Annotated in this window: 10 protein-coding genes and 1 other annotated feature; of the genes, 5 read left to right on the forward strand and 5 right to left on the reverse strand. The window is 35.3% G+C overall.

Going from position 1 to position 13906, the window contains the following annotated elements:
* Positions 1–104: 104 nt before the first annotated feature.
* The gene (gene tyrS / locus BUB12_RS04360; RefSeq protein ID WP_072888430.1) at positions 105–1373 is read right to left on the reverse strand and encodes a tyrosine--tRNA ligase; all 1269 of its coding nucleotides are present in this window, start codon (positions 1371–1373) and stop codon (positions 105–107) included.
* Positions 1374–1455: 82 nt separating this feature from the next.
* Positions 1456–1681: a binding site (T-box leader), on the reverse strand.
* A gap of 124 nt (positions 1682–1805) precedes the next feature.
* Here tyrS and BUB12_RS04365 point away from each other — a divergent pair.
* The 4 genes from BUB12_RS04365 to BUB12_RS04380 all read left to right on the forward strand — a co-directional run bounded on the left by BUB12_RS04365 (position 1806) and on the right by BUB12_RS04380 (position 7485).
* Positions 1806–4805, forward strand: a complete 3000-nt coding sequence (locus tag BUB12_RS04365) for a transglycosylase domain-containing protein (RefSeq protein ID WP_072888432.1) — start codon at positions 1806–1808, stop codon at positions 4803–4805.
* 221 nt (positions 4806–5026) lie between these two features.
* Positions 5027–5680, forward strand: coding sequence for a GNAT family N-acetyltransferase (locus tag BUB12_RS04370; protein ID WP_072888434.1), 654 nt, complete (start codon positions 5027–5029; stop codon positions 5678–5680).
* Positions 5681–6331, forward strand: coding sequence for an acetoin utilization AcuB family protein (locus BUB12_RS04375; protein WP_072888436.1), 651 nt, complete (start codon positions 5681–5683; stop codon positions 6329–6331).
* Complete coding sequence (locus BUB12_RS04380; protein ID WP_072888438.1) at positions 6328–7485, forward strand: acetoin utilization protein AcuC; 1158 nt, start codon at positions 6328–6330, stop codon at positions 7483–7485. The genes BUB12_RS04375 and BUB12_RS04380 overlap by 4 nt, the downstream gene beginning before the upstream one ends.
* Positions 7486–7567: 82 nt before the next feature.
* Here BUB12_RS04380 and motS read toward each other — a convergent pair whose 3' ends face one another.
* Genes motS through BUB12_RS04400 form a run of 4 tightly spaced genes read right to left on the reverse strand, consistent with a single transcriptional unit; the run spans position 7568 to position 11347 of the window.
* Positions 7568–8368 (reverse strand): flagellar motor protein MotS, encoded by an 801-nt coding sequence (gene motS, locus BUB12_RS04385; RefSeq protein WP_072888440.1) that lies wholly within the window; start codon positions 8366–8368, stop codon positions 7568–7570.
* The gene (gene motP, locus BUB12_RS04390) at positions 8358–9182 is read right to left on the reverse strand and encodes a flagellar motor protein MotP (RefSeq protein ID WP_072888441.1); all 825 of its coding nucleotides are present in this window, start codon (positions 9180–9182) and stop codon (positions 8358–8360) included. The genes motS and motP overlap by 11 nt, the downstream gene beginning before the upstream one ends.
* Before the next feature lie 59 nt (positions 9183–9241).
* Entirely contained in the window at positions 9242–10237 is a 996-nt protein-coding gene (gene ccpA, locus BUB12_RS04395) for a catabolite control protein A (protein ID WP_072888443.1), read from the reverse strand.
* A 27-nt stretch (positions 10238–10264) separates the two neighbouring features.
* Positions 10265–11347: a bifunctional 3-deoxy-7-phosphoheptulonate synthase/chorismate mutase gene (locus BUB12_RS04400; RefSeq protein ID WP_072888445.1), complete on the reverse strand. Its 1083-nt coding sequence runs from the start codon at positions 11345–11347 to the stop codon at positions 10265–10267.
* Positions 11348–11528: 181 nt separating this feature from the next.
* On the opposite strand from BUB12_RS04400, the gene BUB12_RS04405 reads away from it, so the two are divergent.
* Complete coding sequence (locus tag BUB12_RS04405; RefSeq protein WP_072888447.1) at positions 11529–13661, forward strand: cell division protein FtsA; 2133 nt, start codon at positions 11529–11531, stop codon at positions 13659–13661.
* Positions 13662–13906: the final 245 nt, after the last annotated feature.

A 13906-nucleotide genomic window follows, 5' to 3' on the forward strand; every position in this document is an offset into this window, starting at 1 on the left:
ATTTATTGGTAATTAGCTGTAAATAATAATCTCTGAAGAATATACAATCATTTGAACAAAGAAAAAAACTGGTCCAAGGTGTGAAGTCCTTGAACCAGCTATGCTTAATATTGAATTAAGAAATATTTCTTCTTCCCACGACGGATAATTGTGAACTTCTCTTCAATTTGGTCGTCTTTGGTCACAGTGTATTGCACATCTTGCTGTCTCTCACCATTAATATAGATGGCTCCATTTTGTATATCTTCTCTAGCTTGACGTTTTGATGGAGAGATTTTTGCGTTTACTAATAAATCCACCAAACCAATTTCTACATTTTCTGCTTGGTATGTTGGAACGTCTTTAAATCCCTGTTCAATATCATCAGCAGAAAGCTGTTTTAAATCACCACTAAATAATGAGTCTGAGATTTTTTGTGCTTGTTCTAAGGCTGCTTGACTATGAACCGTTCTTGTCATTTCTTCTGCTAAACGTTTTTGAGCAACACGATTTTCAGGACGATCATCCACTTCCTTCTGTATTTCAGTTAACTCTTCTTCAGTAAGGAATGTGAAATAACGCAAGAACTTCATTACATCACGATCATCTGTATTGATCCAGAATTGGTAAAATTCATATGGTGAAGTTTTTTCAGGATCTAACCATACTGCTCCACCTGCTGTCTTACCAAACTTCGTACCATCTGCTTTTGTAATCAATGGAACAGTTAATCCAAATACTTTTATCTCTTCTTCTTCGTTTTCACGTGAACGACGAATCAATTCCATCCCAGCAGTAATGTTCCCCCATTGGTCACTTCCACCAATTTGTAATGTACAGTTTTCTTTCTCATATAGCTTATGGAAATCTAATGACTGAAGAATCATGTAACTAAATTCAGTAAATGAAATCCCCTGTTCAATTCTTGCTGATACAGATTCTTTAGCTAGCATGTAGTTAACACCAAAGTGTTTCCCCGCATCACGCAAGAAATCAATTACAGTCATTTCTCCAAGCCATTCTAGATTATTTCTAACCGTAACGGCATTAGAATCTGAGTCTACTTCTAATAACTTTTCAATTTGTTGCTTTAATTTTGCGCTATATCCATTTACAACATCAGTAGTATTAAGAGAACGCTCTGTTGAGCGACCACTTGGATCCCCTATCATTCCAGTTCCTCCACCAACTAATGCAATTGGTTTATGGCCAGCTTGTTGGAATCGTTTTAGCATCGTAATTGGTAATAAATGCCCAATATGAAGACTATCTGCAGTTGGATCGAAACCACAGTATAATGTCACTTGGTTTTCACTCAAGTGTTTTTCTAACCCTTCCCTGTCTGTAGTTTGCTGAATTAATCCTCTTTTTTCTAAATCTTGCAATATATCCATACGAACACTCCTTTTTGTTAGATAAGTTTGGTATTACAAACCTTGATTTTAAGCACTAAAAAAACCCGCTCCCTAATCATATAAAAGGGACGAGTTTAACACGCGGTACCACCCTTGTTGCAAAATAAAACCTTTGCCACTCTGGTATTGTTAACGATGTCGCCACCGTTTCTTTTTGAAAAAGATAACTTCCAAAAAGAAATAGCTCCAGACTGTAATTCGTATGCAAATATATACTAGTTTCCACCAACCACTAGTTCTCTTAAATAGGGATTTGCTATACTACTTCGATCCTTCAATGCCATTCATGTTTACTTTTCATTCTTAATAAATACCATAAAATACAGGAGAATGCAATTAATTTCATAATAATTATACCCCTAAAATGGAGCTTATGCTATAATAAAATGTGGATTATTAGGAGGTATTATAGTGGATTTTAAACAATTCTTCCAATCATTTGGTAAAAAAGTCGTTACCTTTTGGAAAACAGGAAAACTACAGCGTATATTGCGAATTACATATGATGTATCGTGGAATGTTATTTTATTTTTTATCATTTTAGGCACTATTGGACTATTTGTCGGAGTAGGTATCGGTGCTGGTTATTTTGCATCCTTAGTTAAAGACGAAGAAGTCCGTTCCTACGATAGTATGGAAAAGGCAATATATAACTATGAAGAAACATCTCAGTTATATTTTGCGAACAATATTTATATCGGTGATATTCGCTCAGACCTTCACCGTGAAGAAACTTCTTTAGACCAAATTTCCCAAACCTTAATTGATGCAGTAATCGCAACTGAAGATGAATACTTCAATGAACATAAGGGAATCGTTCCAAAAGCGATTGTACGAGCATTATTACAAGAATTTACGAATGCTGAAATGAAGTCAGGTGGTAGTACACTGACTCAACAGTTAATTAAAAATCAGATCCTCACAAATGAAGTCTCTTTTGAGAGAAAAGCAAAAGAAATGCTACTAGCTTTAAGACTTGAGCGTTTCTTTGAGAAAGATGAAATATTAGAAGCCTATCTTAATATTGTACCTTACGGAAGAGATTCCCTTGGTAGAAATATTGCTGGTGTTCAAACAGCTTCTCAAGAGATTTTTGGTGTAGAAGCTAATGAATTAAATTTAGCACAAGCAGCTTATTTGGCAGGACTACCACAAAGTCCTTCCTATTATACTCCGTTCAAGAGTTTAGGTGATGGTGGTGGACTAAAATCAGAAGAAGGTATTGAACCTGGTATTACACGTATGAAAGTCGTTCTGAATCGAATGTTAGAAATGGAAAAGATAAATGAGAGGGAATATCAAAAAGCTCTAGCCTATGATATTACAAAGGACTTTATTATTGAAACAGACTCGCCTTCAGAGACGTATCCATATCTAGTGAATGAATTAGAAAGAAATGCAACTAGAATTATTAGAAATCTATTGGCAGAAGAAGATGGGTATTCTCCAGAAGACCTAGAAGAAGATGATGAATTAAAGGTTCATTACCAAATGTTAGCCGACCGTGATTTAAGACAAAATGGTTATCAAATTCATTCAACGATTGATAAAGATATTTATGATGCTTTCCAAAAGGTTGTAAAAGACTATGAGCACTATGGTCCTGATTGGACATACGCCTTAAAACATCCTGAAACAGGTGAACCTATCATTGATGAAGAAACAGGTGAAGTAAAAACCGTAACTGAAATGGTTCAAACAGCTGGAATGTTATTTGAAAATTCAACAGGTAAAATTTTAGCATTCATTGGTGGTAGAGAATACAGTTTAGAAGATCAATGGAACTATGCCACTCAATCTGTAAGGCATAATGGTAGTACGATGAAGCCATTATTAGTATACGGTCCAGCTATTGAAAAAGGATATATACAACCAGGAACTCCTGTGGCAGATGTAGAAACAACTTTTAAAATCCCAGGGCGAGATGATTGGACACCTAAGAACTATTCTAGGGGACGTTTCTACGGAATTGTACCAGCAAGACAAGCATTACAACATTCCTATAACGTAGCTACAGCAAGAATCTATTCAATGATTGTTGAAGAAGATCCAGCTAGAGAGTATTTACCGAAATTAGGATTCACTACTTTATCAGAAGAAGATTATGACATTTTATCTCTTGCATTAGGTGCTATGTCTAAAGGAGTAAAAATAGAAGAAAATATTAATGCATTTTCCACTTATGGTAATAATGGAAAATTTGTTGATGGTTATATGATTGAAAAGATTACGACAACGGATGGCGAAATTGTTTATCAGCATGAGTCACCAGAACCAGTTGAAGTCTATTCAGAACAAACCAATTATTTAGTATTAGATATGATGCGTAGTGTTATCAATAATGGAACTGCATCCCGTTTACGTAGTTGGTTAACACATAATAATGTCGATTGGGCTGGTAAAACGGGAACTTCCGACAATGATCATGATTTGTGGTTTATTGCAACTAATCCAAATGTTACTTTTGGTACATGGCTCGGGTATGATACACAATATTCATTAGACTGCCCTTCATGTGCATTACCAAACAGTCAGCGTAATCAACTGCTATGGGCAGAATTAGTTAATGCTGCAACAGAAGTAAGGCCTGATCTGATGGCACCTTCCAATCGTTTCGAACAACCTGGTGGTGTCGTGTCACGAAGTGTATGTGCAATATCTGGTATGCTTCCATCCGAATTATGTTCCGAACTAGGATTAATCACAACGGATCTATTTAACTCAAACTATATACCAAATGAAGTTGATGATAGTCTCATTAGAGGGGCGTTTGTAACAGTAGACGGAAATAGAGTCGTAGCTGGAGCAAACACACCTGAGGAATTTGTTGATGGTGATGGAATTGCTTTTAATCCAGAGTTTCTAGAAAGAAATGATTATAATGAGTTAGAAGATATTCGATCATTGTTCCCAAGTAGCAATCGTTCAGCATGGGAAAGAATAGGCATCCCAAGTACAGATGATACGATTAAAGTTGAGGATGATGGTAAGAGTCCTTCTAGGCCAAGTTCTGTTGACTTATCAGGTACAACTCTTTCTTGGAAAAAATCAAACAGTAAAGATGTGGTTGGCTATCGAATCTTCCGTGCTACTAAACCTGAAGCCAAATTTGAATTAATAGGTAGTACGACAGAAACGGAATTTTCTATTCCTAATATTGATGGCGTTTATCATGTGAAAGCCGTCGACTATTTTGGGTTAGAATCATCTACCTCTGAGTCCGTCATAAAAGGTGAATTCCAAGAAGACAGTGACGACAACGACGGTTCAAATCGTGATGATTCCAATGAGGAAGAGAATCAGGATGAAGATGATAATCAAGGTGAAGATGATAAAACTGACCAAGATAATTCAAATGAAGAGAATGATGGCGAAGGAACAGACGAAGAAGAAGGACCAAATAATGAATAGTATATTAATATTTTTTAGAGAAGAGTATATGCTCTTCTCTTTTTTTAATTAGAAGATGATTTTAGCTACAATGCATATTTAACCAATAGAAAACAATAATATATGATTCAAATTTGAACAGAGTAATAATTTATACTGCATTAAATCTGGAAAACACTAAAAATTTAAACGATTATCCTGTATAATAGTCTTAAGGAGAAAATATTGCTGGTGGTGAAGCCGTGAATCATGTAAAGAAATATCACAAAAAAATAATAACAACTAAAGAAGATTCCATTATTATTGAAGGTCCAGTTCCCTCGTCTGAACTTAGTAATTATAAATTTCATGAGGACTTAATAGCATTTCGTCCTGCACAGCAACAATTTGAAGCAATAAAAGGTATTGCTGATTTATCAGAAGGTCGAATTATTATTGCAAGAAAAGACGATCTTATTGTTGGTTATGTTACATATCTACACCCGGACCCATTAGAAAGATGGTCAACATTCAATATGGAAAATCTAATTGAACTTGGTGCGATTGAGATTATTCCAAGTTATCGTGGTGTTGGAGTAGCTTCAAACTTATTGAGGGTATCCATGTTAGATGAATTCATGGAGAATTATATTATTATTTCAACTGAGTATTATTGGCACTGGGACTTAGACGGTACAAAACTAAGTATATGGGAATATCGAAAAGTAATGGAAAAAATGATGGCTGCAGGAGGACTACTCCCTGCCCCAACAGATGATCCTGAAATAATTTCCCATCCAGCAAATTGTCTAATGGTACGTATTGGTAAAAATGTTGACGAAGATTCCATTAAAAGATTTGATACACTTCGTTTCTTACAAAGACATCGCTATCGTAATATGAGGGAGGGGATTTAGTTGAAAGTTGAAGAAATCATGAATCGAAATGTCGTAACATTAGGCCCAACAGCTACAATTGCAGAAGCTTTACATTTGTTACAAGAAAACCGTATCCGACATATTCCAATCATTGATGAAAATCGCTCTGTAATTGGAATTGTATCAGATCGTGATGTTCGTGATGCGAGTCCATCTGTCTTAGTTAAAGATTCTGATCAAGCAATTTTACAAAGTGAAATACAGACCATTATGAGCCATCCAGTGATTACTGTACACCCTCTTGATTTTGTAGAAGAAATTGCGCGAATATTTTATGATGAGGAATTTGCAAGTTTACCTGTAGTATCAGATAACAAACTAATTGGTATTGTTACTGAAAAAGATATGCTATATACATTAATTCAATTAACTGGAACCCATGTCCAAAGTTCCCATATTGAAGTTAAAGTTCCCCATAAACCTGGCATTTTACCAGAGGTTGCGGCTGTTTTTGGTCGTAGAAAGATGAACATAACATCCGTTCTAATTTATCCGTATCATCAAGATCCAAATTATAAAGTTTTAGTATTTCGAATTCAAACCATGAACCCCTTACCTGTTATTAATGATTTGAGAGAAGCAGGATATGAATTAATGTGGCCAAATAATATTCCGGGGCCTAAACGATGAAATGTCATGCCGCTTTTGTTTATTCAGATGAGTTACTAACTTACCATTTTCATCCGGATCACCCATTTAATCAAAAACGTGTATTAATGACCAAAGAATTATTAGAATCATCAAAAAAGATTGATTCTAGTGATATCATTAAGCCAAGAATGGCTACTGACGAAGAACTCGAACTTTTTCATGACGCATCATACGTTGATGCTGTCAAAAGAGCAGGTAAAGGACTACTATCTGAGACTGAAGGATTACCATACGGATTAGGTACAGAGGATGTTCCAATTTTTAAAGATATGCATGAAGCCTCATCATTATTAGTCGGTGGTACATTAACTGCTGTAGATACAGTACTCAATGAAAATGCACAACATGCACTCCATTTAGGTGGTGGATTACATCATGGGTTAAAAAGAAAAGCTTCTGGATTTTGTATTTATAATGATGGGGCAATTGCGATAAAATACATTCGTGAAAAGTACAATCTAAAAGTTTTATATGTGGATACAGACGCCCACCACGGAGATGGTGTTCAATGGGCATTTTATGATGACCCTAATGTATGTACCTTTTCTATACATGAAACAGGTAGATACCTCTTTCCTGGCACTGGAAATGTCAATGAGAGGGGCATAAAAGCCGGACATGGATATTCATTTAATCTCCCTATCGATGCATTTACACAAGACGAATCATTCTTGCAAGTCTATGAAACTGCATTAAGAAAAATAATAGAATTTTTCAAGCCAGACATTCTTGTTACCCAAAATGGTGCAGATGCCCATGTGTTCGATCCATTAACACACCTTTGTACAACAATGGAAGTCTATCAAAAAATCCCTCAACTTGCTCATGAGCTTGCACATGAATATACTGGTGGAAAATGGGTTGCACTTGGGGGTGGAGGTTATGACATTTGGAGAGTTGTACCTAGAGCATGGGGGCAAATTTGGAATGTCATGAAATACGGAACTCCTTTACAAGGAGAATTACCAGAAGATTGGTTAGAAAAATGGCAAAAAGAGGCTACTGTAGGCCTACCCAAACTATGGGAAGATTTACCCGAGATTACACCAGACATACCAAGAAAACAAGAAATCACAGAAAAAAATGAAACAGCCCTCTTAAATCTATTAAAGTATACAAAAATTACTAAATAGCAGCTGCCTATATATTGTGCAGTTGCTGTTTTTTTGTTCCTTCTTATCAACAAAAAAAGGCCACACCATAAGCAAGTTCTACTTATGAAGCAACCTCTTTTGAATCTTCATTTAAAATTATAATTTCTACTCTTCGATTCTTCTTTCGATTCTCTTCATTATCATTTGAAGCAACTGGCCGTGTTTCTCCATACCCAGAGATTGAGAATCTTGCTTCATCGATCTCTTCACTTTCTATTAAGTAACGAACAACACTACTAGCCCTTGCTCCTGATAATTCCCAGTTAGAGGGGTAACGATAACTTGACATAGGTACGGTATCCGTATGCCCTTCTACCTTTATATCATTTGGGATTTCTTCAAGCAGTACTCCTACTTTGCTTAAGAAAGGAAGTGCACCCGAAAGAATTTCTGCCTCGCCTGGGTCAAACAATATACTATCTTGTAAGACTAATACTACACCACGTTCTGTTCTAGTTGCTGATACAACGTTATTTAATTCATTCTCATTTAAATAAACTTCTATATCAGACATTAAATCAGTTAACGAATCATCCTGTTGTTCTTTCGATTCATCAATATCATCATTTTGGCTTTTTTCTGGGAGATCTGTTGGATTTTCAAATTCGTTCGATTGCTCTCCGCTTTTCTCGTGACTACTATGTTCTGTTGGATTATCCATTGGGATCGGTGATGGATTAAAATCAAAAATAACTCGATTACGGAATGATTCGGTAACAGCATCAAATTTTGCACTATCAATCTGTGAAATAGAAAATAGTAGAATAAAGAAAACAAGAATGAGAGTTACCATATCGGAATAGGTTACCATCCATTTAGGTGCACCCTTATTTTTCGTTTTTTTTTCAGTTCTACGCTTCATTTATATTTCCCTCCACGGAATCCATATCATTTTGTTTTTCCTTCGAGCTTAATTCTTCTTCATTTGAAAGGAAAGCACTTAATTTTTCTTCTAGAATTCGTGGATTTTGTCCAGACTGAACACCAATTACACCTTCTATTATAATTTGCTTAATAAATACTTCTTCTTCTGTCTTATTTTCTAGTTTACTAGCCATAGGCATAAATACGAGGTTTGCAAGTATTGTACCATAAAGAGTAGTTAATAGTGCTACTGCCATACTTGGACCTAATGTAGCTGGATCTTGTAAACTATTTAGCATAAGAACTAGCCCAACAAGTGTACCTATCATTCCCCATGCAGGAGCATATTCTCCCGCTTTTTCAATAATTTTCCGACCGTTATAATGCCTTTCTTCCATTGCAGTAATTTCAGCATTCATAATATCGTTAATTACTTCCGGTTCAATTCCATCAACAGCAAGTAATACCCCTTTTTTTATAAACGGATCCTCTACTTCTGATATTTCATTTTCTAAAGCAAGAATTCCTTCTCTACGTGCGCGTTCCGAAAGACGTATAAATAGATTGATTAAGCCTGATAATTGGTGCTCATTTTTATGAAAGGCTTCTTTAATTACCCGGGTTGTCAACTTTAGCTGTTCAAGCTTAAAGTTAATTAATAAAGACCCTATTAAGCCACCAATTACAATAAATATAGATGAAATATCTATAAATGAGGTCGCATTTTCTCCGCCTCTTGAGATGATCGCTACCATAATCATAATAAATCCAACTGTAATGCCAATAGGGGTTAATAAATCTCGTTTCCTCATATTCTCTCTCCCTGAACAAAATAAGACATTTTCCTACTCTATTTATATCGACATTTTTCTTATTTTGTTGAGTTCCTTTCGACAATTCGATGTGGCAATACTACTTTTTGTTCTTCTACTTCCTCTTTATTCATATATTTAGTTAGTAATCGCATAGCTACTGCACCAATATCATACATTGGTTGAACAATAGTTGATAATGTAGGCCTTACCATTGTAGCCAGTCTTGTATTATCAAAACCAAAGACTTCTAAATCATCAGGAACCTTTAACCCACGGTCTTGTGCCCCATGAATAACTCCTAATGCCATTTCATCAGCAGCTACAAAGATAGCAGTAGGTCTCTCATTTAATTCCAGTAATTCATTAACTAATTTAATTCCAGAATCGTACGTATAGTCTCCTTTTACAATATACTCGTCCTTAACTGCAGAACCTGTTTCTTCTAATGCACGAACATAGCCTTGATATTTCAATTGGTTGATAGCAGTGTCTTCCTTACCAGAAACAAATGCCGGTTGTTTATTCCCTTTTTCAATTAAATAGTTAGTTGCTTCATATGCTGCTTCTTCATAATCTATATTCACTGAAGGGATCGTGTCTGAACCGTCATATGTTGCTGCCAATACAACTGGAACCGATGCACTTGAAAACTCTTTTACATGCTCTTCAGATATATTCCCGCCCATGAAAATGATACCATCCACTTGTTTTTCTAACATCGCATTAATTAACTGTATTTCTTTATCTTTATTTTGGTCCGAGTTACTAAGGATCATATTGTATTTATACATTGTCGCAATATCTTCTATCCCTCTTGCTAATTCGGCAAAAAAGATACTAGAAATATCAGGGATAATTGCACCTACTGTAGTTGTTTTCTTACTAGCTAACCCTCTTGCTACTGCATTTGGTCTATATCCTAACCTCTCTATCGTTGCTAATACTTTCTTTCTAGTAGTGGGTTTTACATTTGGATTTCCGTTTACAACACGTGAAACGGTTGCCATAGAAACATTTGCTTCTCGTGCTACGTCATAAATTGTAACTGTCATGTTCTTTTCCTCCTATATATTTATCACTTAACTTTTTAGCTTGTTATTTGCAAACACCGATAATTCATCCATAAAATGATCAAACATTGGTATATCCATTTGTTGCTGGGAATCAGACAAAGCAATTGCTGGTTCTGGATGGACTTCTGCCATTACAGCATCTGCACCAATAGCTAAGGCTGCTTTTGCTGTTGGAATTAATAAATCTCTTCTTCCAGTTGAATGCGTAACATCAACCATAACTGGTAAATGTGTTTCTTGTTTTAGAATCGGTACGGCAGAGATATCCAACGTATTTCTTGTCGCTTGTTCATACGTTCTGATACCTCTTTCACATAACATAATATTACCATTTCCACGAGAAATAATATATTCTGCAGCATTGATAAATTCAGAAATCGTTGCGGAAAGTCCACGTTTTAAGAGAACAGGCTTATCAACATCTCCTGCCGCTTTTAACAATTCGAAGTTTTGCATATTTCTAGCACCTATTTGTATAACATCTACATAATCTATTGCATTCTCAATGTGGGCAGGATTAACTATTTCACTAACAACTGCTAAGTCATATTGATTAGCAACCTCTTTAAGAATTTGTAACCCTTCAATACCTAAACCTTGAAAATCGTATGGAGATGTTCTTGGTTTAAATGCACCACCTCTAAACAATTTCACACCACGCCGCTTAGCTGCTTTTGCGACCTCTTCAACTTGTTCATAGCTTTCTACCGCACAAGGTCCAATAACAAATTGTGTTTTTCCGTTCCCTACTTTTTCACCTTTAATGTTGATAATTGTATCCTCTGCTTTACGCTTACGAGAAACCAGTAGCGCTTTTCGATGATGATCCTCTTGTAACTCCACACATGCTTTAAATACTTCTTTAAAAATATGTTTAACTGTCGCATTATCAAATGGACCTTTATTATGTGCCACTAATTGCTCTAGCATTTCTTTTTCACGGACAGGATCAAATACATTAACACCTTGTTTATACTTAATATGTCCAATCTCTTGAACAATAGAGGCACGTTTATTAATTAAATCTAGTAATTGTAGATTTACATCATCTAGTTCTTTTCGTAACATTTCTATATCATTATTAGCCATTAAAAAATTCCTCCTGGGTTAGCTATTACAATTTTTGCCGTAAAATGTCTAACAATATACATTGGTATATGTAAAAATTATACGACTAACTTTCTATAGAAACAAGTATACTTACTATTTTTCCTTTCTCATTGATAAGTTATAATAGAATTAGCTACTTACAGGGGGAATTATTTAAATTATGGAAAATAATCCTATTATTTTTGCTCTGGATATTGGGACTCGATCAGTAACCGGAATAATACTTAAAGAAGAGAATGAACATTATACATTATTGGATTATTGTTCAATTGAGCATAAAGTTCGGTCCATGCATGATGGCCAAATACATAATGTTGAAGAAGTGGCCAATGTGATATCTCAAGTAAAACGTATACTAGAGGATAAACATGGAGAATTAAAGCGCGTGAGTGTTGCAGCAGCAGGGCGGTCGCTTAAAACGATACAATCAACTGCTTCCATTAATATAAATCAGCAACCGATTACACAAAAAACTACCATCAAACATTTGGAGTTAAGTGCTGTACATTCGGCCCAAGTGGAATTAGCCAATCAAGAAACGAATAACCATTATTCTAACTATTATTGTGTTGGTTATTCTGTATTATATTACAAAATTGATAATGAACAAATAGGATCTCTCATTGATCAAAGTGGGATGGAAGCATCTGTTGAAATAATAGCGACATTTCTACCAAAAGTGGTAATCGAATCATTACTCTCTGCTTTGGAAAGAACAGGCTTAGAAATGCAAGCCTTAACTTTGGAGCCAATCGCAGCAATTGATGTACTAATCCCTGAATCAATGAGGAGATTAAATGTAGCACTAGTAGACATTGGGGCAGGTACCAGCGACATTGCGATCACCAATAATGGTACAGTAGTTGCATATGGAATGGTCCCAGTTGCAGGAGATGAGATTACAGAATCGATTAGTGATCAATATTTATTAGATTTCCCCTTAGCTGAACAAGCTAAGCGTGATATCGTAACCAACGGTGAGGCAGTAATAACGGATATTCTTGGTTTTGAAAACACAATTACGTATGACCAATTATTACAAGATAACAAACCAAATATTGAAAAATTAGCACATCAAATTGCTGAAGAAATTTATAGACTAAATAAGAAGAGCCCTAAAGCTGTGATGCTTATTGGTGGAGGCAGTTTGACTCCAGAATTAACGACACTACTAGCTGAGAAGTTACAATTACCGAGTAATCGGGTTGCCATTCGTGGGATGGATGCCATTCAAACATTAAAGAAGACAGATAATATTCCTAGTGGACCTAACTTTGTAACACCGATTGGTATTGCAATTTCTGCAAATCGGAACCCCGTCCATTACATAACAACTACCGTTAATGATCAAATTCTCAGGATGTTTGAAGTCAAACAACTAACAGTTGGAGATTGCCTTGTACAAGCTGGGATGAAAATAAATAGGATGTATGGAAAACCAGGAATGGCATCTATCGTAAAACTTAACGGAAAAGAGATAACTATACCAGGGGAGTTCGGACAAGCACCGACTTTACTCTTAAACAATCAGAAAACGTCAGTAGAAACTGCTATTAATGATGGTGATTCGATTATTGTTAAACCTGGTAAAAACGGTAAAGCTGCCTCTATAACGTTAGAGGAATTAATAGGTTCTATCCCTACAATCAGTATTTTTTACAATGAAGAATTAATAAATATTCCTGGAAAAATATACGTTAATGGTTCTACTACGGAAAAAACATATTTAGTACAAGATAATGACAATATTGTGATAAAGTATCCCAATACTATAGAAGAATTTTTTGATTGGCACAAGCTTGAGATTCCATCAACTAATCCATTTACGATAACGGTTGACGGCAAGAATCTCACACTAGCTGATGGAAAATCAAAGATACTTTTAAATAATAAAGTAATGTCATTAAATACTCCTATAAAATCAGGGGATAAATTAGACGTTCTAGAAAATAGTGAGTCAACCGTTAAAGACCTATTAAACCACTTAAAACTAGACCCATGGCACCACATTACGGTTCTTTTTAATGGAGAACAAGTGGAATTGGTGAAGAAAAAACTGGTAGCAATACGTGATAAACAAGAATTACAATTAGAAACAACTATCCATCCAAATGATAGAATCACTTTAAAAGAGTGTGAATTGGAACCTTTTATCTTTCAGGATGTATTTAGATATGTAGAGATTGATTTAACAAATGCGAGTGGAAAATTTGATTTGCTAAAAAGTAATCAACCCACTACCTTCTACGATACCATCATGAACGGAGATCAATTAGAAATAAAATTTCATTAGAATATAGTAAAAGGCTGAGATAAAAGTATTTTAGATAAATCAAAATCCGAACAATGAAAAAAATTGTTCGGATTTTTGATGTTGCGAGAAAATTATAGTGGAGACGTGAGTCGAACGCTACGGAAAATACACTACGCTAGTTTGGCGTCAATATCAATTTAAAATATTGCAATATAAATTGTTGTTTGGAGCGGATGGCTGTTGACTCCTTGAAAATGCATTTCCATTTGCATTTTCTGCGTGCG

It is taken from the genome of Ornithinibacillus halophilus (assembly GCF_900129485.1).
Taxonomy (GTDB): Bacteria; Bacillota; Bacilli; order Bacillales; family Amphibacillaceae; genus Ornithinibacillus; species Ornithinibacillus halophilus.